The sequence below is a fragment of the Mesorhizobium sp. ZC-5 genome (assembly GCF_025753855.1).
Classification (GTDB): Bacteria; Pseudomonadota; Alphaproteobacteria; order Rhizobiales; family Rhizobiaceae; genus Neomesorhizobium.
In genome coordinates, this window is record NZ_JAOWPT010000005.1 from 269,887 (window position 1) to 291,617 (window position 21,731).

Below are 21,731 nucleotides of genomic sequence, written 5' to 3' on the forward strand. Positions count from 1 at the left end.
AAATCCTTTCGCGCCTGTGGGAGTCAGGTCGGGAACATGACATTCAAATAAACCCAATGGCGACCCGAAACAAGACATGCCGGTTCGCGGTACCACGTTCCATAGGTGATAACAGGCAAGGATGTCGGTGGGTTTGAGTCGATCAAATTGGACTTTGGCACTTGTTGGCCTGTCGATGGCGGCTGCGGGGGGCGTTTGGTGGCTCACATTGCCACCGAATACGGCAGACGGACCGGCTCCCGAATTGCCATCACAATGTCGCGAGCTTGATTTCGAAGCGGTGGCTTATGTCGTGTGCGAAGTCGATACAGCTTCCGATCGCGTCGACCTGTTCCTGAGGGATATCGACGGAAAGCCGTTCGGTTCGCTGCCGGCATTCGACGCAGCAGTCGCCAAGCGCGACACGCCAATCATGCTGGCCATGAACGCGGGCATGTACCATGAGGATCTGACGCCTGTCGGTCTCTACGTCAGCGATGGCCGTCTGCAATCGCCGTTGAACCTCGCCGACGGTGAGGGCAATTTTTTCCTGAAGCCCAACGGCGTCTTTTTCATCGGCAACGACGGAAGCGCGGGCGTTATTGAAACGACGGCTTTCGCAGCGACGAAGCCGGAAGTTCGACTGGCGACCCAATCGGGCCCAATGCTGGTCATCGATGGTCATATTCACCCCCGCTTCGAGCAAAACGGCACATCACGATTCATCCGCAATGGCGTCGGGGTGCGTGACGCGCATACCGTGGTGCTGGCGATTTCCCGCTCCGAAGTGAGCCTTGGCAGCTTCGCCCGGTTGTTTCGCGATGCGCTGGGCTGCCGCAATGCGCTGTTCTTCGACGGCGCGATCTCCGCCCTTTCAAACGGCAGGAAGATGGTCATCGGCGGCGAATTTCCCGCCGGTCCCATCATCGCCGTTTCGGCAAAACCTTGAGCTGGTCTCGGCGAGACCACCAACAGACGATACGGGGGGACTACTCTGGCGCGCTCGTCTGGAGCGCGAGCGCGTGCAGCACGCCGCCCATGTTGCCTTTCAAGGCGTCGTAGACCATCTGGTGCTGCTGGACACGCGTCTTGCCGCGAAAGCTTTCCGCCACGACTTCCGCGGCATAATGGTCGCCGTCGCCGGCGAGGTCCCGAATCGTGACCTTGGCGTCGGGAATGCCTTCCTTGATGAGCTTTTCTATATCGTGGGCATCCATCGCCATTAAAAGATTTCTCCGTCAGTTCCCATGAAACGAGGGAACCAGGATTCGTGGGCGGCCCTCAATTCGGAAATAGCTATCGCACGCGCATTGCCGAGTTTCAATTCACTGCCGCCGGTGGTGCCTATCCAGGGCGCGAAGATTTCGGCTTCCTTGATGCGGGCCATGAACCGCGCAAAATCCTCGAGATCCGGGAAATCCTTGACGGTGACGACGTAGCGCCCCTGATCCTCGCCAAAGAATTGCGGGATCGGGTCGCCGGATTCCAACTGGTTGACCTTGGCGCCGATTCCGGAAGCCATCGCCATTTCGGCAAGGGCAACGGCCAATCCGCCGTCGGAAACGTCGTGCACCGCCGTAGCGGTTCCCTCTTGGATCAAGCCGCGGACGAAATCGCCGACCTTCTTCTCATGCGCCAGGTCGACCGGTGGTGGCGGGCCGTCGGCACGGCCATGGATGTCGCGCATAAAGATCGATTGCCCGAGATGCGTGCCCCACCAGTCCGGTGCGCCGAACAGCAGAATGATCTCGCCTTCGCCGGCAAAGCCGAGGCGCGCCATTTTCGACCAGTCACGGATCAGGCCGACGCCGCCGATGGTCGGGGTGGGCAGGATGCCCTGGCCGTTGGTTTCGTTGTAGAGCGAAACGTTGCCCGAGACGATCGGGAAACCGAGCGCCCGACAGGCTTCGCCGATGCCTTTCACCGCGCCGACCAACTGCCCCATGATCTCGGGTCGCTCCGGATTGCCGAAATTGAGGTTGTCGGTGGCTGCCAGCGGTTCCGCGCCGGTGGCGGTCAGGTTGCGCCAGCATTCCGCGACCGCCTGCTTGCCGCCTTCGTAAGGATCGGCCTCGCAGTAGCGCGGCGTGACGTCGGAGGAGAAGGCGAGCGCTTTGGTCGCATGGCCGTCGACCCGCACCACGCCTGCGTCTCCGCCCGGAATCTGCAACGAGTTGCCCTGGATCAGCGTGTCGTATTGTTCCCACACCCAGCGGCGGCTGGAGAGATCCGGCCCGCCGAGCATTTTCAGCAAGGCGTCGGCGATATCGGCCTGCGGAACGTCCGACGCGGCTAGCGGGACAGGCTTCTTGGGTTCGACCCATGGCCGGTCATATTCCGGTGCCTGGTCGCCCAGATCCTTGATCGGCAGATTGGCCACTTCATCGCCCTGATGGAGGATGCGGAACCGCAGATCGTCGGTGGTTTTGCCGACGATCGCGAAATCGAGCCCCCATTTCTTGAAAATTGCCTCTGCTTCGGCCTCCTTTTCGGGACGCAGCACCATCAGCATGCGTTCCTGGCTTTCCGAAAGCATCATCTCGTAGGCCGACATGCGCTCTTCACGCACCGGCACCTTGTCGAGGTCGAGTTCGATGCCGAGATCGCCTTTGGCGCCCATCTCGACCGCCGAGCAGGTAAGGCCGGCAGCACCCATGTCCTGGATGGCGATCACCGCTCCCGACGCCATCAGTTCGAGGCAGGCTTCGAGCAGGCATTTTTCGGTGAACGGATCACCGACCTGCACGGTCGGCCGTTTCTCGTCGATCTTGTCGTCGAACTCGGCGGAAGCCATGGTTGCGCCGCCGACGCCGTCGCGGCCCGTCTTGGCGCCGAGATAGACAACGGGCAGGCCAACGCCCTTGGCTTGCGACAGGAAAATGGCGTTGCTCTTCGCTAGGCCTGCGGCAAATGCGTTGACCAGAATGTTGCCGTTGTAGCGGGCGTCGAAATTCACCTCGCCGCCGACGGTCGGTACGCCGAACGAATTGCCGTAACCGCCGACGCCGGCGACAACGCCGGCAACGAGATGGCGGGTTTTCGGATGATCCGGAGCGCCGAAGCGTAGCGCGTTCATCGCCGCTACCGGCCGCGCGCCCATGGTGAAGACGTCGCGCAGGATACCGCCGACGCCGGTCGCGGCACCCTGATACGGCTCGATGTAGGAGGGGTGGTTGTGGCTCTCCATTTTGAATACCACGCAATCGCCGTCGCCGATGTCCACCACGCCGGCGTTTTCACCCGGCCCCTGGATGACCTGTGGCCCGGTCGTCGGCAGCGTGCGCAGCCATTTCTTCGACGATTTGTACGAGCAGTGCTCGTTCCACATCGCCGAGAAGATGCCGAGTTCGGTGAATGTCGGTTCACGCCCGATCAGATCGAGGATGCGCTGATATTCGTCGGGCTTCAGGCCGTGCGACGCGATCAGATCGGGAGTTATCGGAATGGAGTTGGAAATGGTCATCGGCGGCTGTCGATTCCGTTGGCGTTCTGCTCGCGCTCACTTAGCGCAAGAAGCCGCCGTTTACACCGGCAAAAGACGGAAAAACACCCTCGGCGCCGCCGAATACGTCACGTGTAGGGATCGTGACCGATGCCACCGCTGTCGAGCAGGCGGCAGATCGCCATGAGGCCGCTTTCAACTTCGGCCATCGTCCCGGGCACCGAAAAAGCGACACGAATGCGATGAAATGCGCGTTCCGAGCGGCCTGACTTGAACTCGTCCTCGTCCTCGATCAAAACGCCTTCGTTCTCGCCTGCCTTCTTGAAATTGCCGGACAGCCAGGGTTCGGGCAATTTCATCCACAGGAAAGGGATGTCCGGATTCGAGGTGAAATCGAGACCGGCAAAATGCTGGCGCGCTAGCGCCTCGCGCATCGCAATCTCCGCCTTCACCCTGGTGCGTATCGCGGCAGCTTCTCCGGAAAGGACAAGTCGGGCCGACAAATCGGCAAGCAGGAACGGCATGCCGCCGGTGACCATCTTATGCGATGTGGTGATGCGCGAGGCCAGATTGGCGGGGCAGGAGACCCAGCCGCCACGTACGCCAGCAGCCACGGTTTTTGACAGGCTGCCGACGTGAAAGGTGCGTTCCGGTGCAAGTTCGGCCAGCGGGGTAGGGCCGTGATCGAGCAGGCTGCCGTAGATGTTGTCTTCGATCAGCCAGACATTGTACTTGCGCGCTATCGAGACAATGTCGCGTCGCTCCTGTTCCGGAATGATGGTCAGCGTCGGATTGTGGATCGTCGGCATCAGGAAAGCGACTTTCGGGTGCTGCTGGGCGCAAAGGCGTTCGAAGCTCTCCGGGTCGATTGTACCGCTGGCTGAATCGATTGTTATGCTGCGCCGCCCGATGAGATTGGTGCTTCTGGCGATGGACGAGAAGGTGAGCTGTTCGAATGCGACCTTGTCGCCTGGGTTGGTCACCGCCGCGATGATCGCGATGAGGGCCGCGTGTCCGCCGAGCGTCGGCACCACCGACGCCGGATCCGGCGTCCAGTCACCGCTCGAAAGCCAGCGGCTGCCGGCTTCCATCCACGATGTGCGCCAGGTGCGCGTATATGTGGCGATTTCGCCGGGATGTTCGCGGGCGATGCGGCTGCTCAGCCTCTCGATGACTGCCGCCTGACCGACATCCGGTGCCGCGGTGCTGTCCATCCGCAATTTCCCGACGGGCGAGGGGGCGATGTTATAGGCACCAGACAGGCGGGTACCCGATGGTTGCGCCTCCGCATCGACCTGTCCGTCGCGTGCGAGGATGTACGTCCCGCGTCCTACTTCGCCACTCACCAATCCCCGCTCGCGCGCCAGTGCATAGGCGCGGCCAACCGTGCCGATGGTGACCCCTATGTCGAACGCGAGGTTGCGTTGAGGCGGTAGCTTGGCGCCCGATGGGAGAGCACCTGAACCGATGTCGTCTTCGATACGGTTCGCCAGCCGCAGGTAGAGCGGGCCGGAGCCTTCGCGAAGATCTGGAAGCCAATTTGTCATAGTGACAATTCGGTATATTGATGCAATTTCCGAGTCAAGTCATATGATTGCACCAGCAAAATGTCTCCATGGAGAAGACGATGAGTGCAATAGACACAATTTCCTCTGTAGGTGCGGCCTCCCGCGCTGGGGTGCAGAAGAACCCGCGAGAGAGGAAGCTTCTGGCTCGCATCGCTGCGTTGTTCAGCGGGATGGAGAGGCTGCTCGAAAAGCGGCGCAGCCGGCATATGCTTCTTGACCTCACTGACTCTCAGTTGAAGGACATCGGCATCACGCGTGCCGATGCTTACCGCGAAGGCATCCGGTCCATCTTCGATTGAAGTGCGGCAAACGCTTTCTGATTGGGAGTAACTATGGGCAGATACGAAAAATCGCGCGGAGATGGAGTGCTGGCCCACATAGTTGGTATTCCAGCGACCCTGCAAAACTGGTGGAACAGGCTGCCGAACAAGCAGCTCACGCGCCGCGGGATCATGGAGCTTACCGACGAACAGGTGTCGGAACTCGGACTGCCGAGGCGGTCCATCGCGACAGATCGATTGAGATCATTGAGCAGGCGATAACCAGAACGTCGGTGCCTACCCTAGCGTCAGGCGGTCGCGCTGCAGCTCGTGTTGCCCGAGCGCCAGCGGTTGATGTCGGTGGAAATGCGATCGCCGAGCGGGTCGGAGAGCAGAGGCCCGAATATTTCGACCTGGCTGGAGTTGCCGCGAGCCTGGACGACCAGTGCCGGCAGTCCGCCGAAGTTTTTTGCCGGCACAAGCAGGAAGCGGGGCTGGCTGCTCATGGAATTGAGTTCATTGGCGAACCGGTAAGGGCGGAATGCCTTGTCCTTGCTGGCGAACCAGCATTTGTGCGCGGCAATCGCGACCTGCTCCATGGTGAGCAACGCTGCGCTCTTGCCGGATGGCGCGGCGCTGTCGGCTTTGTTGCCCGACTGGCAACCCGCCGCCGTGGCGGCTACTGCCACGAGAAGGACGGCGACACGGGCATTGCTGAGGAACGCATCGGCGATGGCGGCGATTGTCATGTACGTTCCGTCCTGAATTCGGAAAGAAAAACCTTCAGCCCGTCGGCCATTTCGCCCCAGACGCGTGACAGCGCCGGGTGCTGCGTCGCGATGGATTCGTAGGCATTGAATTTCGGGTAGGCGTCCAGCAGATCGGTTCGCCCGGTCATCAGCCGAAAATTGTTGAAGATGAAGCGGATCGGCGTCAGCCAGGCGTCGGCAAGCGTAAGCTGGTCGCCCAAAGCGTATGGTCCGAATGCCATGCGCGCTTCGGCGGCACGCAGACCGTGGCGCAGTTTGCCGAAATACACCTCGATGGATTCATTGTCGCGCGCCGCCGCCGAATAGAGTTCGAACAGCTTCATCGTCGGGGCGAGGACATCCAGATCGGCGATCCGGGTGAACATGCGCACCAGTGCCTTGTCCTTGGGGTCGGCTGGCAACAGCGGCGGTTCGGGAAACCGTTCTTCCAGATATTCAACGATGACGGATGATTCGACGATGGTCACGCCCGAGGCTGTAATCAGCACCGGAATGCGGTTGAGCGGTGAAATCCGGCGAAATTCTTCCGGGATAGGAAAACCGGGTGGCGGCGTCATGATCTTCAGCGGCACGTCCTTGATGTAGGCGACACCGCGCACGACCGAGGAATAGGGAGACAACGGCCGTGAATAGAGCTTCATGGCCTAACCTTCTGTTGGAGCAATGATTTTTCGCTCAAGCAGCAATACCGAGCGCGCTTTCGAACAGGGCGCGGCCATCAATGCCGCCATGTGCCGGTTCGATCAGGTTTTCCGGATGCGGCATCAGGCCGAGAACATTGCCGCGCTCGTTGATGATGCCTGCGATGTCGTCTATGGCGCCGTTCGGATTGCTGCCCTCGGCGTAGCGGAAGACAACCTGGCCGTTGCCTTCGAGACGGGCAAGCGTTTCCGGATCCGCGAAGTAATTGCCGTCATGATGGGCGACCGGGCAGCGGATGATCTGGCCCGGCGCATATTTCCTGGTGAAGGAGGTGTTGGTGTTTTCAACGCGCAGCTTCACTTCGCGGCAGACGAATTTCAGGTGGTCGTTGCGCATCAGCGCGCCGGGCAGCAGCCCTGCTTCGACCAGAATCTGGAAGCCATTGCAGACGCCCATAACCTGGACGCCTTTGTCGGCCTTTTCGGCAATCGCCTTCATCACCGGCATGCGGGCGGCGATGGCGCCGCAGCGCAGATAATCTCCGTAGGAGAAGCCGCCCGGGATGACGATCAGGTCCACATCGGGAATTTCGGTATCCGTCTGCCAGACGGTGACCGGCGGAATTCCGGAAATCTTGGTCAACGCCGCGATCATGTCGCGGTCGCGGTTAAGGCCGGGGAGCAGGACGACGGCTGATTTCATGATTTTGAATCGAATGGCCTTTGAGGTTCGGCAAGTTCACGCAGATCGAGGCGGCGTTCAATGCGGTCGAGGCGTTCGTCGTGGCGGTCGAGCCTGCGGTTCACGCCGGCCAAAGCTTCTTCAGTGCCTGTCATTCGCCTCTTCAGTTCCTGAAGATCGAATTTCATCTCCGAAAGATCGCCATGGACCTTCTTCAGCAGTTCGTACATCAATTCGTTCGTGACTTCCGGCATCGTGCCCGGCACAACCTCAGATAATCGCTACACTATAATTCTCAATCACGGTGTTCGCCAGAAGCTTGTCGCACATGGCTTTCAGCTCGGTTTCCGCCTTGGCGCGATCGGAACCGTCGACTTCTATATCGAACACCTTGCCCTGGCGGACCGAGCCGATGCCGGCAAAACCAAGTCCGCCGAGCGCATGTTCGATTGCCTTGCCCTGCGGGTCGAGCACGCCGTTCTTCAGGGTGACGGTGATGCGGGCCTTGATCAAGTTGGCTGTTCCTGTTGAATTCGTGGCTGTTTTAATGTGGCTTGCCCTTGCCGCTGTCGGAAGAAACCAGCACCGGGCCGGTCGGGCGCGGCGGCTCGTTCTCATTCATGATGCCGAGCCGGCGTGCAACTTCCTGATAGGCTTCGACAAGCCCGCCCATGTCGCGGCGGAAGCGATCCTTGTCGAGTTTGTCCTGGGTCGCAACGTCCCACAGCCGGCATGAATCCGGCGAAATCTCGTCGGCAACCACGATGCGCATCATGTCGCCTTCGAACAGCCGGCCGCACTCGATCTTGAAGTCGACGAGCTGGATGCCGACGCCGAGGAACAGGCCGGAGAGGAAGTCGTTGACGCGAATGGCGAGTGCCATCACGTCGTCGATCTCCTGCGGGCTCGCCCAACCGAATGCCGTGATGTGCTCTTCCGAAACCATCGGATCGTCGAGCGCGTCGGCCTTGTAGTAAAATTCGATGATCGAGCGCGGCAGAACGGTGCCTTCCTCGATTCCGAGGCGCTTGGCCAGCGAACCGGCTGCAATGTTGCGCACCACCACCTCGAGGGGGATGATCTCGACTTCCTTGATCAGCTGCTCGCGCATGTTGAGCCGGCGGATGAAATGGGTCGGGATACCCATCCGGTTCAGATGGGTGAAGAGGTGCTCGGAAATACGGTTGTTGAGCACGCCTTTGCCGTCGACGACTTCATGCTTCTTTTTGTTGAAGGCAGTGGCATCATCCTTGAAGAACTGGATCAGGGTGCCAGGCTCGGGTCCCTCATAGAGGATCTTGGCCTTGCCTTCGTAGATGCGGCGGCGACGGTTCATCGATTGTTTTCTCTGGTTTCAAGGGCAGGCGGCAAGCAACCGGTCCCTTTTCTTGCGCGGCAGTGCAATGCGGCGGAGGTTCTCACGCGCGGTGTCTACCGCAATAAGGACGATTGCTCAATGCGCAATTCTCTGCCGTCAACCGTTTCAGGCCGAAATGCCGCGCCGCACAATTCACTGCGCGTATTGACCGGGCGGCAGCCTTTTGGTTTGTGCAGGGGAGCCCATATTGATGCCGAGAAGTTCGGCGACCACCGGAGGAAGCCATGAGCAACATGAAAGACCGTGAAGAGGGATTCGAGCGCAAGTTCGCCTTCGATGAGGAACTGAAGTTCAAGGCCTTTGCCCGCCGCAACAAGCTGCTTGGCCTCTGGGCGGCAGAAAAGCTGGGCAAGAGTGGTGCTGACGCCGACGCCTATGCGAAGGAAGTCGTGGTTTCCGACTTTGAGGAAGCGGGCGACGACGACGTGTTCCGCAAGGTACGCAAGGATTTCGACGCTGCAGGTGTCGCGCAATCCGATCATCAGATTCGCCGCACCATGGAAGAATTGCTGGCCCAGGCTGTGGAGCAGGTCAAAAACGGCTGATTGGGTACTGGTACAATCGAAGCCTACCGAACCGCCCGCAATACGGGCGGTTTTTTCTTGCCGTTCCAACGGCTTCTGTTTGAATGGCTTATCTTCGATTTCAGGATTTTGCCCGATGTCCCTGTTTGCACGCCTTGATGCCGGCGAAACTCTGTTCAGCGCCTGGTCGGGCGTGCCCGATGCGTTGACCGTCGAAATACTGGCCGGCCAGGGGTTCGATGCCGTCACGCTCGATATGCAGCATGGCGGCCACCACGAAGACAGCGTGCTTCGGGGGCTGGTTCCTGTGCTCAGGGCCGGGAAGCACGCTGTTGTCAGGATACCTGTCGGACGCTTCGACATGGCGAGCCGCGCGCTTGATTTCGGCGCCGAGGCGGTGATTGCCCCGATGGTGAATTCGGTTGCTGATGCGCGCGCCTTTGCGGCAGCCATGAAGTATCCGCCGGTCGGCGAGCGCTCCTGGGGACCGACCTATGCGTTCCCGCGCAACAGCGCCAAGGATATGCAGGACTGGCTGCGCGAATCGAACAGCAGGACGGTTGCCTTCGCCATGGTGGAAACGCGTCAGGCGCTCGATTCGCTGGACGGCATCCTCGATACGCCGGGTATAGACGGGATTTTCCTTGGGCCGGCTGATTTTTCTATCGCTTGGACAAAGGGCACGGAGATCAATCCGCTGCTCGAGGACATGATGGAAACCGTCGCGAATATAGCCAAGCGCACGCTTGCGGCAGGTAAGGTCGCGGCCATGTACGTCAACGACATGGATATTGCCGGGCGCTATGCCGAGATGGGTTACCATTTCCAGGCGATCGCGTCGGAGCACAAGCTTGTCGCGACCGGCGCGAAGAGCCTGATCGAGGCGGCCCGGGCGTCGCTGAAGCCGAAAGCCGGAACTTAAAGTCGCGACAGGAACTGCGCGAACGTCATCGAGCCTTCCGGCCAGGGACCAAAACCTGCTTCCGCGTTGAGGTGCCCGGCCTCGCCGGCGTCAATGAACTTTGATCCCCAGGCGGCGGCGATATCCTCCGCCACCTCGAAGGCGCAGTAAGGATCGTTACGGCTGGCGATGGTGATCGATGGAAACGGCAGCGGATCCCGGGGATAAGGCCCGAACGTCATCAGGTGACGCGGCCGGATATCCGGATTTGCGACGTCCGGCGGCGCCACCAGAAACGCGCCCGCGACCGACGTTCTGAACTCAGGAATGCCGTGGATCATTGCCGGAACGCCGAGCGAGTGCGCCACGAGGACGACCGGACGCTCCGCGGCATTGACCGCCTCGACGATGTTGGTGGTCCAGTCCTCGCGCACCGGTTTCGACCATTCCGCCTGTTCGACGCGGCGCGCCGTCGACAATTTCGACTGCCAGCGCGTCTGCCAGTGTTCGGGGCCGGAGTTGGTGTAGCCGGGAACGATGAGGATATCTGCGTCCTTGACCTTCATGGCGCGCATGTAGCCACGGTCGCTGCTTCATGCAACCGTCCATCCACGGCGATCCGGTGCTCCCGTTGAACAGCGTGTTCTCTGTTTCGATGCTTGCGCTTTGTTTTCCGCAGGCCGATCTAAACGTCAGATGTCGAAACAACGCGGCCGGGCTGGTTCCGTAAGAACAGCCCGCGCATGCCGCCAACGGAGTCGTCCATGAGTGAATTGCCGTTTGCCGCGACAACGCCGATCAGCGTGGCGCAGGTCGGATTGAAGGCCAGGAACGCCGAGGCGCTTGCCGAATATTACCGCGACGTCGTCGGATTGGCTGAACTGTCGCGCTCGAATGGGTCGATCGTGCTCGGAACCGGCGAACGGCCATTGCTGCACATCGAGGGCGACCCATCGGCACGCCCGGACGATCCGCGCAGCGCCGGGCTGTTTCACACGGCATTCCTTTTGCCGACCCGCGCCGACCTGGGCCGCTGGGTGAAACATGCGATCGAGAAGCGTATTCCGATCGAAGGAGCCTCGGACCATCTGGTGAGCGAAGCGCTCTACCTGACCGATCCGGAAGGCAACGGTATCGAAATCTATGCCGACCGGCCGAAGGAAAGCTGGGCGCGAGATGGCGGCTCCATCGCCATGGCGACGAACAAGCTCGATATCCCCGACCTCGTCGGCGAAGTGCCGGCGGGCGATGCGGGCTGGCAGGGCGCCCCGGATAACAGCATCATCGGTCACGTGCATCTGCGGGTCGGCGACCCGATTACCGCTGAACAATGGTGGCACGCGCAATTCGGCTTCGAGACCATGGCGAAATACGGCGCCGATGCGGCGTTTCTCGCGTCCGGCGGTTATCACCACCATATCGGTGCCAATTCCTGGCGCAGCCGCGGCGCCGGTATTCGTGACGATGCCCGTACCGGTCTTGCCTGGGTCGAGATGCAATCGTCGCTGGCCGAGAAGGCCGCAGAAGTGCAGGATTCCTGGGGGACGGTGATCCGCACCGTGCCGAAGAAGGCTTCTGCCTGAACACAACAAAAAGCCCGCGGCAGGGAAGCGCGGGCTTTTTGCGACTGGAACTCTCAGAACTATTCCGGCGGGATTTCGATTTTCGACGTATCGACCTTGAGTTCGATACCGGTCGAGCGGTCAAAATAACCGTCCGCATAGAGAAAGCCCGCGACGATGGCCGCAGCGGCGAACGCACCGGCGAGAAACCATCCCGCCCTGCTGCCGCCGCCATTCACCACAATCATGTCGTTGTCCGCCATTTGTTGCACTCCATGATGCAAGTCCCGGGCAACAACGCGGACAGCGCGGCGAGGTTCCGCAGCTTAGACTTCGCCGAAAACCCGCCTGAAGATCGTGTCGACGTGCTTGGTGTGGTAGCCGAGGTCGAATTTCTCGCGGATATCCGCTTCGGATAGAGCAGCGCGTACGTCCTTGTCGGCGAGCAGTTCCTCAAGGAAATCAGCGCCTTGCTCCCAGACTTTCATGGCATTTCGTTGCACCAGCCGGTAGGAATCCTCGCGGCTCACGCCGGCCTGGGTGAGCGCCAGCAGAACCCGCTGCGAATGGATGAGGCCGCGGAACTTGTTCATGTTCTTCAGCATGTTGTCAGGGTAGACGAGCAGCTTTTCCACGACGCCCGTCAGCCGCGCCAACGCGAAATCGAGCGTGATGGTCGCATCCGGGGCGATCATGCGCTCGACCGACGAGTGCGAAATGTCGCGCTCGTGCCAGAGCACGACGTTCTCCATCGCCGGCACGGCGAAGGCGCGGACCATGCGGGCAAGCCCGGTAAGATTTTCCGTCAGCACCGGGTTGCGCTTGTGCGGCATCGCCGACGAGCCTTTCTGGCCCGGCGCGAAATATTCCTCGGCCTCCAGCACCTCGGTGCGCTGCAGATGCCGGATTTCGGTCGCCAGCCGCTCGACCGACGACGCGACGACGCCGAGCGTGGCGAAATACATGGCGTGACGGTCGCGCGGGATAATTTGCGTCGACACCGGCTCCGGCTTCAGTCCGAGCTTTGCCGCGACATGCTCCTCGACGCGCGGATCGATGTTGGCGAAGGTTCCGACAGCGCCCGAAATGGCGCAGGTGGCAATCTCGTCGCGTGCATGCACAAGCCGCTCGCGGCAACGCGAGAATTCGGCATAGGCCAGCGCCAGCTTGACGCCGAACGTCGTTGGTTCGGCATGGATGCCATGGCTGCGGCCGATGGTGACGGTATCCTTGTGTTCGAAGGCGCGTTTCTTCAGCGCCGCAAGCAGCCCGTCGAGATCGGCGAGCAGGATGTCCGTCGCGCGCACCAGCTGGACACTGAGGCAGGTGTCGAGCACGTCGGACGAGGTCATGCCCTGATGGATGAAGCGCGCGTCGGGGCCGACGAATTCCGCCAGATGGGTCAGGAAGGCGATGACGTCGTGTTTGGTGACGGCTTCGATCTCGTCGATCCGATCGACATCGAAAGTGGCCGCGCCGCCTTTTTCCCAGATGGTTTTGGCCGCGTCCTTCGGGATGACGCCGATTTCGGCCAGCGCGTCGCAGGCATGCGCCTCGATCTCGAACCAGATGCGGAATTTCGTCTCGGGAGACCAGATAGCGACCATTTCCGGCCGCGAATAGCGCGGGATCATGTCAGGTCCTGTTTCGAAGGAAGCGGAATGAGGGCGTCCTAACAGAGGCGGGCACAATGCTCAACGCGGCATTCTCGCAAACCAGATGCTGGCGGCGAACAATGCGACGAAGCCGATGGGAAACAACAGGCGCACGCCGAGTACGGCGAATTGGTACAGTGCCGCCAGCGTGGTGAAGACAAGCTGGAACACCCAGGTGATCGAGCCGGTGTCCGCATGCCATTCGGCATAGTAGGTGCGGTAGTCGAAAGCGAAGATCAGGCCGGTGATCGCGACTGTGGCTGTTGCGAGAGAGAGAAACGCCGCGGCGAAGGCCACTTCCGCCGATCGGCCCAACGCAAGCAGGCGCGCCACGAACAGGCCGACCGGAAAAGACAAGGCGCCGCCGAGCCCATAGAGCACGGCGACTGTTTCGATTTTTGCCGAGGTTTCCCAGTCCAGCAGCAGAATTCCAACGGTGGCGCTGGTTGCCATTGCGATGGCCCATATGATGCCGCCTGCAAATATTTCGGCGCTGCTTGGCAAGGACCGTGCGAAGCGCGCGCCGAAGCCTCGCCCCAATGCAGGTCTGGCTGCCTCGGCCGGTTTTGTAGCCGACAGCTTCACAGGCGTCCCGTCACCGCGATCCACCGATGGTCAGGTCCCTCAAAACCATATTGCCGGACCGAGATCAGTACGGCGAAGGTCGACAGGCCGTCCATCGCAAAGGTCTGCACGCCGCCAATGGCGTAGCCGTGTGGGCAGCCGCGGCTTTGCGGGATGGATTTGTCCTCATGCAGCAGCCTGGTCTGGCCGCCATCCACCGCCTCGATCCTCAGCAGCCTGAATCCCTTGATCTCGCCCTGGCTGTTGCAGACTTCCATGCCCGGCAAATTGTTCAAGGGGATCTCGTCGAGGCGAAACTCCAATGGACTGTCGATGGGGTAGAAGACGGGCCGGGGATTGACGACCATGCGAAAAGGATCCGCGGACAATTCGGTAACCGGGTTGAACCCCGCCATTATGCCGCGATCGAGTTCGGCTTGTGCGACGATCGCCTCGCCCTTGTCGCGCGCCTGCTTGCGGACCGAATCCAGGGAGGCGTTCTCGTCGTCTAGCCGCACCCGGATCGGCGTGCCGGGCAGGAACTTGTCGGTGGCGGTGTCGATGTAATAGCGGTTGGCGTAAGGAAATCCCGAACCGTCCTGGATGCCGAACTCCTCGAAGGCAAAGACGCCGCCATCCTTGGTGAAGCCGAGGATTTCGAGTTCGGCGACATCGCCGGCCCGCGCCGACGAAAGGAAAAGAACCTGCGCAAGCAGGGTCATGAAAAACAGGATTCTCATCGGTTTCCCTTCGCGCATCATGATCCACCGTCACCTATCACGATAAGGCACGTGCGTCGCGCCATGCGACAAACGATGCGCGATGCATCCAAACCGTGTGTTATCCGTTGTGGCGGAGGGCTTCAAAGGAGCAATGCCATGAGCGACGTCAGCAAGATTCGTGAACATATGGAAGTGATCGGTGCCGATGGCGTTCATCTCGGGACGGTCGACAGGATGGAGGGCGACCGGATCAAGCTGACCAAGAGAGACAGCGGTGAGGGGGCTCACAGAGGTCACCATCACTACATTCCCGCCAGCCTGGTCGCCGAGGTCGAGGGCGACAAGGTCCGCCTGTCGGCGAATTCGGATGTCGCCGTCATGTTCGAGGAAGAAAAATCCGACCCGACCTGAAGCATCATCCCGCTCGCTCCGACCAGACCGGCAGCAGATCCCCTTCCGCAGGCGTTGCAGCATAAACGGCGCGGGCGATGGCACGCGCCATGGTGGCACCGGCCGCTGCGTAGAGGTCGACCGTTGTGTCCGGAGAAGGCGTGATGCCGCTCCTGCCGGTCGCGAGCCCGAAGACGAGATCACCGTCGACCGGCGTGTGCGTAGGCCAGATGGCGCGGACGAAACCGTCGTGGGCGGCGATGGCCAGCCGCTTGGCCGCAGCCTTGGTCAAAACCGCATCGGTGGCAATGACGGCGATGGTGGTGTTTGCACCGGCCCGCATCAGGTCGCGATATTTGATCGACATATCCTGTGCATCGGCCGGGAACGGCGAGGGAAGGCCGAGGCCGCCGAATTCGTCGCCGACTTCGAACGGCGCCGCCCAGAAATTGCGGGTGCGGCCGATGGTGACCGTGCCTGTCGGGTTTGCCGCAACCAGCGCGCCGACGGTGATGCCGCTGTCGAGTTTAGTGGAGGCTGAACCGAGGCCGCCTTTCAGTCCGGCGGAAAGCGCGCCGGTCCCGGCGCCCGCCGTGCCGATGGCGAAGTCGTGTGCCGCGGTCTGCGCGGCTTCATAGCCCAGCTCGCGATAGGGCGGATAGCGGCCCCAGTCCTTGTTGCCGCCGTTTGCAAGATCGAACAGGATGGCCGCAGGGACGAGCGGGATGTGCAGGCCACGCACTTCGAAACCGACGCCTCTTTCGCGCAGCGCCGCCTGCACGCCGGAAGCGGCATCGAGGCCGAAAGCGGAGCCGCCGGACAGAACCAGCGCGTCGATCGCCTGGACCGAATTGTGCGGCTCGAGCAGGTCGGTCTCGCGGGTGCCGGGCGCGCCGCCGAGAACCTGTACGCCGGCGACGGACGGTTCCTCGCAGACGACCACGGTGACGCCGGATTTGAGCTTCGCGTCGTCGGCATTGCCGACGCGCAAGCCGGCGACGTCGGTGATCAGATTGCGCGGTCCCGGACGGAATGGCATTTTCTATTTCACCTCGGCGAACTTGATCCCGTCGTAGCGGAACAAGCGATAGGGATTTTCGGCAAGATCGCCCTTGGCGTCGAAGCGGATTTTTCCGAGCGCGGTCTGGAACTCGCGCGCGCCCAGGACGTCGAGCACCGGCTGACTGGAACTTTCGCCGGCAAGTGCCGCGACAGCGATCTCCACCGCCGCATAGGCCGGCAGCACGTAGCCTTCAGCGACGATCTCGCGTTGCTTGAGCGCGGCAAGCACCTTCGGCGATGCGGATGCCGCCGGCTCCGGAAGGCCGATCATCAGCGTGCCCGGCTGCAACGGCACGTCGCCGACCGCCGCGCGCAATGCTTCGCCGCCCGCCGCGGTCAATTCCATGCCGAGGCCCTTGGCGTCGCGGCCGAGTATGGCGACGTCGTCGCGGTCGCCGCCGACAAAGACGTGGGTCGCGCCGGCCTTGCGCAGCCGGCCGGCAAGGCCGACCTGGTTGTCGAGCTCGGGGCGGAACGTGTCGACGAAAACCGGCTTCAGCGCGCGCGTTTCCGCCGCGGCGCGCACGCTCTCGGCGAGTTCGCGGCCGTAGATGGTGCCGTCGTCGATCAGGGCGAACAGTTCCTTTTGCCACAGCGCCGGGATGATTTCGCCCGCCGCCTTCTGCTCGCCGTCGGCACGAGGCCCGAGCCGGAACACCGGCCAGCCGGTCTTGTCGCGTCGATCGGTGATGCTGTCGGTGCGCACGCCGATGGTGATGACGGGAATTCCGGCGTCCTTCAGCACGGGCATCGCCGCTTCCAGCGTCTCTGTGCAGAGAAAGCCGACGACGATTTTCACTTTGGCGGCGACAAACTGCCGGGCAGCGGCGGCACCCCCTTCGGCCGTGCAGGCGTCGTCGGCGATTTCGAGGCGGGCAGCCAGCGTTTCGGCGGCCGCCGTGGCGCCGGCATGAACCTGTCCGCCAAGCAGCGCCGAAGTGCCGCTGAGGGGTGCCGTGACTCCGATCGCCAACTCGGCCGCGCCGGCGGGGACGGGCGCCAGCAGCGTCGCCAGCACAAGCAGGCCGGAAGCGATGACCCGGCACCCCGGTGCGGCCGTTCGCGACGTTGTCTTTGTGCTGCGCTTCGCCATGTCGCGCCAACTGGTAAAGTGTGGCGGGGCAGGGTGCAACATGCGAGTTTCGCCGTCACCACGCCCTGGAAGCGCAGGGGACAGTTTACTTTTTCCGCCTGCTCGAAAATCTCCAAGACGGCTCCCTTCCGCGGAAGAAAGTAATAAAACTGTCCCCGGCACAAACTTCTCCGTTGCCACGCTGCGGAAATCCGCCCTGGCCATTGGGAGGCTGTCGTGCCTCCCGTGTAAAAGTGTGGGGGAGGCGGTGCGCGCCTGCCGGACGGACCGACAGCGCTGTTTTCAGTAACGATGCCCGAAAGACGCGCACCGCCGGCGTTGCTGCCCCGCCCAGCTCGCCCTGTGCCCGAAGGCCGTAGGCTCACCGTACGTCGAGGGCCGAGACCTTGGAGCATGACCTCCAACCTCGCCAATCCGGAGCGAGGCCAGTCCCGACGCCGCTGTTCTCCCTGGTCAACCCGGTGGCCACCCAGACCCCCACAAAGAACAACACGGTCATTATGCGGGAGGCGGCGAAGGGTGTGGACAGACGAATTTTGTAGAAATCGTACAAGCCATTGAAATCATGGAAAAGAATCTTTGGTGGATATGGAAAGGGCCTGAAACGGGGTGAATCTATTCACACCCTTGCGGGCAGTTTCTGCTGGAGTACTGCCGAGAACCCCCACCCGGCGGCCCTTGGCCGCCGACCTTCCCTCAAGGGGGAGGTGAACGGCGCGGCCTGCGCCTGCCTCGCGGCAACGGGCGCGGTATGGCGGCGCAAGCGTTACGCAGGGTCGAGTTCGAAGACAACGTAACCGTTTGCACGTTCCAGTTCTTCAAAACCCAGGACACGGAACCACTTCACGACTTCCGGGCGATCCGACCAACTGTATGAGTGGATCGGAGGATTTCCGCACAGGGCCTGGATACGTCTGATGTGCTTCTTGCAGAAACGAACGGTCGATCTGGAGAAGAAACTTTCATGGGCCGCGAAAGCAGTCTGCGCGGCACCGTCGACTTCACGCCAGGCGATGATGGCGGCCGGCCGACCGTCCTGCAGCAGCGTGTGACCGCGTCCTTCCCTCAGACACATCATGAATTCATCCTTCACCTCGTCGATGTTCAAGCCGGCGGTCGCATATTGGTCAGCCATGCGAATGGCCAAATCCCTAAAGATTTCAGCAAGATCGCCTGGGGTAGCGGTTCGATAGTCCATCCCTTCACTCCTTCTGGACGGCAAAGTTACCTGCCGAAGCACCGCCACGCAATTCATTGCTGCACCCGCATCCCCGGAAGCGGGCGAGGCTTCTTCACCGGAGCACCTCGATGAGCAGGCGGTCTTGAACCACGCGTTGCTTTGGGCCACATGCGGGGCATGACGCTTCCCCTCGACCATCTTGTGCTGCCCGTTGCCGATCTCGACGTTGCACTGGCCCGGCTCAGCGCACTCGGTTTCACCGTTGCGCCGAATGGCATCCATCCGTTCGGAACGGCGAACTGCTGCGTCTACGTGAAGGGCGGCACATTTCTCGAGCCGCTGGCGATCGGCGACCGGAGCGTGGCCGACGCCGCGGCCCGGGACGGCAATGTGTTCGTCGCGCGGGACCGGGCTTTTCGCGATCGGCAAGGTGACGAGGGCTTTTCGGCGCTGGTCTTCGGTACGGCAAACGCCGGAGCTGAAGACAGCCGCTTTCGCGCCGGCGACATTTCGGCCGGAAAGATGCTCGAATTCTCGCGGCCTTTCGTCGATGCGCAGGGCAAGGCCGACACGGCTTCGTTCAGGCTCGCCTTTGCGGCTGAGGCCACGTCGCCGGATGCCTTCTTCTTCGCCTGCGAGCGGGTGAACGCACCGAAAGTCGACAGGAGCGCGCTTGAGCGCCACGCCAACGGGGTTTCCAGTCTCACGGGCGTCTTGGCGGTTGCCGGCGCGCCGTTGGAACATCGCGATTTCCTGCTCCGACTCACCGGCGCCGAGGCGACCGGCGACGCCGCTTCAGGCTTCGCGATCGAAGCGGGCAACGGCACCGTCCTTGTCGTCGACGCCGCGACGGCAGAATCCCGCTACGGCATCGCGGCGTCGGCGGGCAACGGGTTGCAGCTGGCCGGGGTGATTTTCGGCGTTGCCGATCTCGTGGCGGCGGAAAAGCTTTTCAAGGCGAATGCGATCTCCTACGAGAGGCGCGACCGGAAAATTCTTGTGCCGCCCGCGGCCGGGCAAGGCGCCACCTTCGTTTTCGAGGCCACGACATGAGCAAGCCGAACCACACCGTTGCCGCCGGCAATGTCCGTTTCGCCAATGACGCGCCGCTGGCGCTGATCGCAGGGCCGTGCCAGCTGGAATCGCGCCAGCATGCCTTCGACATGGCCGGCGCGCTGAAGGAACTGTGCCAGAAACTCGACATCGGGCTGGTCTACAAGACCAGCTACGACAAGGCGAACCGCACCTCGCTTTCGGCGACGCGCGGCGCCGGTCTCGACGCGGCGCTGCCGGTGTTCGACGATCTGCGAAAGGAGTTCGGACTTCCGGTGCTGACCGACATCCACAGCGAGGAGCAGTGCGCGCTGGTCGCGCCGCATGTCGATATCCTGCAGATACCGGCCTTTCTTTCGCGCCAGACCGATCTTCTGGTGGCAGCGGCAAAGACGGGAAAAATCATCAATGTGAAGAAAGGCCAGTTCCTGGCGCCGTGGGACATGAAGAACGTCGTCGCCAAGGTGACGGATTCCGGCAATGCCAACGTGCTGGTGACCGAGCGCGGCGCCTCCTTTGGCTACAACACGCTGGTTTCTGACATGCGGGCGCTGCCGATCATGGCCGAGATCGGCGCGCCGGTGATTTTCGATGCCACCCATTCGGTGCAGCAGCCGGGCGGGCGGGGTGCCTCGTCTGGCGGCGAGCGGCGCTTCGTGCAGACGCTGGCGCGCGCCGCGGTTGCGGTCGGTGTCGCCGGCGTGTTCATCGAGACGCACCAGGACCCCGACAATTCGACCTCGTCCGACGGGCCGAATATGGTGCCGCTTAAGGACATGCCGGAACTGCTGGAGCGGCTGATGGCGTTCGACCGCATCGCCAAGGGGTAGGGTGCCGCTCAGAACCTGGACAGGCTTTCTTCGGAAAAGTGATCCGAATCGTCCTGGCATTCGTGCCACTCTTTGACGGCATTGGCTTCGTGATGCTTGCCGTAGCACCAGCCTCGTTCATTCAGCGCAAGGCCGTAGACCGTCATCGACATGCAGGCGACGGATATCCGGACGTCGCGGCTCGGGTTGCGCAGGCAGATATCGCCGGCCTGTTCGTAGAGGTCCATCAGCTGTTCATTGGTCTCGGTCGCATCCGCGAAGCGCTTTTCCTGGCCGATCGCGGGCTGTGCCAGGACGAGCGGAAATGCCAGTGAGAAGATGGCTGGGATGATCCGCATAACTCCTCCTTTCATCGTGGGGGACCTGTGGCGGTCGGGTGCCTGAAAAATCAGGGCTGCGTCGTGCGGTGGTGCCGGGCGGCAAGCGACCAGACTACGAGAAACAGGACATAAAGTGCTGTGCCGCCCAATGGCATCACCTGGATCCCGACCATCAGTTCGCATTCGGCGGCGTCGCGGCACGGGATCAATCCCGCGCCGGCCAGGAGCTGGCCGATCACGTAAGCAAGCAGCCAGCTTCCGACGAACAGGGCGAACATGACCACGGCCCGCAGGAGCGACAATCCGAGATATTTTGGGTCCAAGAATCCTCTCCGTCACGCTGGCAGACGGATGATTCATACAATTGTGACGACAACTTGCCGATGAGCGTCACGGAGAGTGTTCGGCCTGTGGTTGCCGGATAGGATAAAGCCCGCCGCCAGTCCGGAGAAAGGCGGCGGGCGTTCGTTCAGTCGTAAATCTTCACGATCCTGCGCGTGCCGGGTTCAACAAGCACGGTCCTGTTGTCGACGACGACGTATTCGTACTTAACGTCGGGAACGTCCTCGAACCTGTGGACCTCGACGGTTTCCGGCAGGGTCGAGCCGATGTTCAACTCGACGCCCGGGACCGAAATGGACGCAAGCGGCTTCTTCTGCACGTACTCGCGGATGATGGTGTCCTGCTCCGGCGCGATGATGACGTCCTGTGCCGTTGCCACGGCCACGCCGGTGCACATCATCAAGCCGGCAATCGCGGGCGAAAGAACAGTTTTAACGTCGATAACTTTCATCGGAAATCTCCTCCGATCAAAGTCCCTTCGCGTCTTTAACTCGTAGGGAGCGGGGTTGTTCCCCCTGCTTTGTGAGTGTTGTCGGTAGGCCAGCGCACGAGCGTGATCGGGCGCTACCAGCCAGCTTACGGGAAACGCAGCGTACCCGTTGCTATACCCTGAATCTCGCCTCCGCGATCGAGCGCATAGACCTCCAGCCTATACACACTGGAGGGCGGGCTGCATGGACCAATGTATCCTTCTGAAGCAAAGTCGCCGTAGCCGAATTGGCCGCCTTCGTTTTTTTGCGCCAACCCCGCACCACGAAATTCACCCGTGGTGTGATTGTACAGCTTAAGTCTGACGTAGTGCGCTGAAGAAGG

General features: G+C 61.8%; 28 protein-coding genes. 8 read left to right on the forward strand and 20 right to left on the reverse strand.

The genetic code is table 11. The annotated features are described in order from the left end of the window. Positions 1-433: 433 nt before the first annotated feature. Complete coding sequence (locus OHD58_RS16340; RefSeq protein ID WP_263804695.1) at positions 434-928, forward strand: phosphodiester glycosidase family protein; 495 nt, start codon at positions 434-436, stop codon at positions 926-928. Positions 929-968: 40 nt separating this feature from the next. On the opposite strand, the gene OHD58_RS16345 is transcribed toward OHD58_RS16340, so the two are convergent. From OHD58_RS16345 to OHD58_RS16355, 3 genes are all read right to left on the reverse strand, one after another. Then, positions 969-1,202 (reverse strand): BolA family transcriptional regulator, encoded by a 234-nt coding sequence (locus tag OHD58_RS16345; RefSeq protein WP_263804478.1) that lies wholly within the window; start codon positions 1,200-1,202, stop codon positions 969-971. Then, a complete protein-coding gene (gene purL, locus OHD58_RS16350; RefSeq protein ID WP_263804479.1) occupies positions 1,202-3,442 on the reverse strand; it encodes a phosphoribosylformylglycinamidine synthase subunit PurL in 2,241 nt (746 codons plus the stop codon). The genes OHD58_RS16345 and purL overlap by 1 nt, the downstream gene beginning before the upstream one ends. 107 nt (positions 3,443-3,549) lie before the next feature. Then, on the reverse strand, positions 3,550-4,968 hold the full coding sequence (locus OHD58_RS16355) for a PLP-dependent aminotransferase family protein (protein ID WP_263804480.1): 1,419 nt from the start codon (positions 4,966-4,968) through the stop codon (positions 3,550-3,552). 80 nt (positions 4,969-5,048) lie between these two features. Between OHD58_RS16355 and OHD58_RS16360 the strand changes: the two genes are divergently transcribed. Further along, positions 5,049-5,288, forward strand: a complete 240-nt coding sequence (locus OHD58_RS16360) for a DUF1127 domain-containing protein (protein WP_263804481.1) — start codon at positions 5,049-5,051, stop codon at positions 5,286-5,288. 269 nt (positions 5,289-5,557) lie between these two features. Here the strand turns inward: OHD58_RS16360 and OHD58_RS16365 are convergent, their stop codons facing one another. From OHD58_RS16365 to purC, 6 genes are all read right to left on the reverse strand, one after another. Next, positions 5,558-5,998 (reverse strand): hypothetical protein, encoded by a 441-nt coding sequence (locus OHD58_RS16365; RefSeq protein WP_263804482.1) that lies wholly within the window; start codon positions 5,996-5,998, stop codon positions 5,558-5,560. Next, on the reverse strand, positions 5,995-6,660 hold the full coding sequence (locus OHD58_RS16370; RefSeq protein WP_263804483.1) for a glutathione S-transferase family protein: 666 nt from the start codon (positions 6,658-6,660) through the stop codon (positions 5,995-5,997). Before OHD58_RS16370 ends, OHD58_RS16365 begins: the two co-directional genes overlap by 4 nt. A 34-nt stretch (positions 6,661-6,694) precedes the next feature. After that, a complete protein-coding gene (gene purQ, locus OHD58_RS16375; protein ID WP_263804484.1) occupies positions 6,695-7,363 on the reverse strand; it encodes a phosphoribosylformylglycinamidine synthase subunit PurQ in 669 nt (222 codons plus the stop codon). After that, entirely contained in the window at positions 7,360-7,530 is a 171-nt protein-coding gene (locus tag OHD58_RS16380; protein ID WP_263804485.1) for a hypothetical protein, read from the reverse strand. Before OHD58_RS16380 ends, purQ begins: the two co-directional genes overlap by 4 nt. Positions 7,531-7,612: 82 nt before the next feature. Further along, complete coding sequence (gene purS, locus OHD58_RS16385) at positions 7,613-7,855, reverse strand: phosphoribosylformylglycinamidine synthase subunit PurS (RefSeq protein WP_263804486.1); 243 nt, start codon at positions 7,853-7,855, stop codon at positions 7,613-7,615. A gap of 31 nt (positions 7,856-7,886) precedes the next feature. Beyond that, the gene (purC, locus tag OHD58_RS16390; protein ID WP_263804487.1) at positions 7,887-8,678 is read right to left on the reverse strand and encodes a phosphoribosylaminoimidazolesuccinocarboxamide synthase; all 792 of its coding nucleotides are present in this window, start codon (positions 8,676-8,678) and stop codon (positions 7,887-7,889) included. Positions 8,679-8,944: 266 nt separating this feature from the next. On the opposite strand from purC, the gene OHD58_RS16395 reads away from it, so the two are divergent. Then, positions 8,945-9,265 (forward strand): DUF1476 domain-containing protein, encoded by a 321-nt coding sequence (locus OHD58_RS16395; protein WP_263804488.1) that lies wholly within the window; start codon positions 8,945-8,947, stop codon positions 9,263-9,265. A 115-nt stretch (positions 9,266-9,380) separates the two neighbouring features. Continuing rightward, positions 9,381-10,166 carry an HpcH/HpaI aldolase family protein gene (locus OHD58_RS16400; RefSeq protein WP_263804489.1) on the forward strand — a complete coding sequence of 262 codons (786 nt, stop codon included), beginning with the start codon at positions 9,381-9,383 and terminating at the stop codon, positions 10,164-10,166. On the opposite strand, the gene OHD58_RS16405 is transcribed toward OHD58_RS16400, so the two are convergent. Then, positions 10,163-10,711, reverse strand: a complete 549-nt coding sequence (locus OHD58_RS16405; RefSeq protein WP_263804696.1) for an RBBP9/YdeN family alpha/beta hydrolase — start codon at positions 10,709-10,711, stop codon at positions 10,163-10,165. The genes OHD58_RS16400 and OHD58_RS16405 overlap by 4 nt on opposite strands. A gap of 198 nt (positions 10,712-10,909) precedes the next feature. On the opposite strand from OHD58_RS16405, the gene OHD58_RS16410 reads away from it, so the two are divergent. Further along, the gene (locus tag OHD58_RS16410) at positions 10,910-11,728 is read left to right on the forward strand and encodes a VOC family protein (protein WP_263804490.1); all 819 of its coding nucleotides are present in this window, start codon (positions 10,910-10,912) and stop codon (positions 11,726-11,728) included. Positions 11,729-11,787: 59 nt separating this feature from the next. Here the strand turns inward: OHD58_RS16410 and OHD58_RS16415 are convergent, their stop codons facing one another. From OHD58_RS16415 to OHD58_RS16430, 4 genes are all read right to left on the reverse strand, one after another. Continuing rightward, positions 11,788-11,970: a hypothetical protein gene (locus OHD58_RS16415; RefSeq protein WP_263804491.1), complete on the reverse strand. Its 183-nt coding sequence runs from the start codon at positions 11,968-11,970 to the stop codon at positions 11,788-11,790. A 63-nt stretch (positions 11,971-12,033) separates the two neighbouring features. Then, entirely contained in the window at positions 12,034-13,341 is a 1,308-nt protein-coding gene (gene purB, locus OHD58_RS16420) for an adenylosuccinate lyase (RefSeq protein WP_263804492.1), read from the reverse strand. A gap of 60 nt (positions 13,342-13,401) precedes the next feature. Further along, positions 13,402-13,815 (reverse strand): hypothetical protein, encoded by a 414-nt coding sequence (locus OHD58_RS16425; RefSeq protein WP_263804493.1) that lies wholly within the window; start codon positions 13,813-13,815, stop codon positions 13,402-13,404. A 128-nt stretch (positions 13,816-13,943) separates the two neighbouring features. Beyond that, positions 13,944-14,666 carry a DUF2259 domain-containing protein gene (locus OHD58_RS16430; protein ID WP_263804494.1) on the reverse strand — a complete coding sequence of 241 codons (723 nt, stop codon included), beginning with the start codon at positions 14,664-14,666 and terminating at the stop codon, positions 13,944-13,946. Between the two features lie 138 nt (positions 14,667-14,804). On the opposite strand from OHD58_RS16430, the gene OHD58_RS16435 reads away from it, so the two are divergent. Continuing rightward, a complete protein-coding gene (locus OHD58_RS16435) occupies positions 14,805-15,059 on the forward strand; it encodes a DUF2171 domain-containing protein (RefSeq protein WP_263804495.1) in 255 nt (84 codons plus the stop codon). 4 nt (positions 15,060-15,063) lie between these two features. Here the strand turns inward: OHD58_RS16435 and OHD58_RS16440 are convergent, their stop codons facing one another. From OHD58_RS16440 to OHD58_RS16450, 3 genes are all read right to left on the reverse strand, one after another. Then, complete coding sequence (locus tag OHD58_RS16440; protein ID WP_263804496.1) at positions 15,064-16,077, reverse strand: P1 family peptidase; 1,014 nt, start codon at positions 16,075-16,077, stop codon at positions 15,064-15,066. A gap of 3 nt (positions 16,078-16,080) precedes the next feature. Further along, on the reverse strand, positions 16,081-17,193 hold the full coding sequence (locus OHD58_RS16445; RefSeq protein WP_412177233.1) for a branched-chain amino acid ABC transporter substrate-binding protein: 1,113 nt from the start codon (positions 17,191-17,193) through the stop codon (positions 16,081-16,083). 766 nt (positions 17,194-17,959) lie between these two features. Continuing rightward, positions 17,960-18,391: a hypothetical protein gene (locus OHD58_RS16450; protein WP_263804498.1), complete on the reverse strand. Its 432-nt coding sequence runs from the start codon at positions 18,389-18,391 to the stop codon at positions 17,960-17,962. Between the two features lie 159 nt (positions 18,392-18,550). On the opposite strand from OHD58_RS16450, the gene OHD58_RS16455 reads away from it, so the two are divergent. Both OHD58_RS16455 and kdsA read left to right on the forward strand, forming a co-directional pair. Continuing rightward, positions 18,551-19,426, forward strand: coding sequence for a VOC family protein (locus OHD58_RS16455; RefSeq protein ID WP_263804499.1), 876 nt, complete (start codon positions 18,551-18,553; stop codon positions 19,424-19,426). Then, positions 19,423-20,256 (forward strand): 3-deoxy-8-phosphooctulonate synthase, encoded by an 834-nt coding sequence (gene kdsA / locus OHD58_RS16460; RefSeq protein WP_263804500.1) that lies wholly within the window; start codon positions 19,423-19,425, stop codon positions 20,254-20,256. Before OHD58_RS16455 ends, kdsA begins: the two co-directional genes overlap by 4 nt. A gap of 8 nt (positions 20,257-20,264) precedes the next feature. Here the strand turns inward: kdsA and OHD58_RS16465 are convergent, their stop codons facing one another. From OHD58_RS16465 to OHD58_RS16475, 3 genes are all read right to left on the reverse strand, one after another. Further along, a complete protein-coding gene (locus tag OHD58_RS16465) occupies positions 20,265-20,594 on the reverse strand; it encodes a hypothetical protein (protein ID WP_263804501.1) in 330 nt (109 codons plus the stop codon). 50 nt (positions 20,595-20,644) lie between these two features. After that, positions 20,645-20,899, reverse strand: coding sequence for a hypothetical protein (locus OHD58_RS16470; protein WP_263804502.1), 255 nt, complete (start codon positions 20,897-20,899; stop codon positions 20,645-20,647). A 146-nt stretch (positions 20,900-21,045) separates the two neighbouring features. Next, positions 21,046-21,318 carry a DUF1236 domain-containing protein gene (locus OHD58_RS16475; protein ID WP_412177234.1) on the reverse strand — a complete coding sequence of 91 codons (273 nt, stop codon included), beginning with the start codon at positions 21,316-21,318 and terminating at the stop codon, positions 21,046-21,048. Between the last annotated feature and the right edge of the window lie 413 nt (positions 21,319-21,731).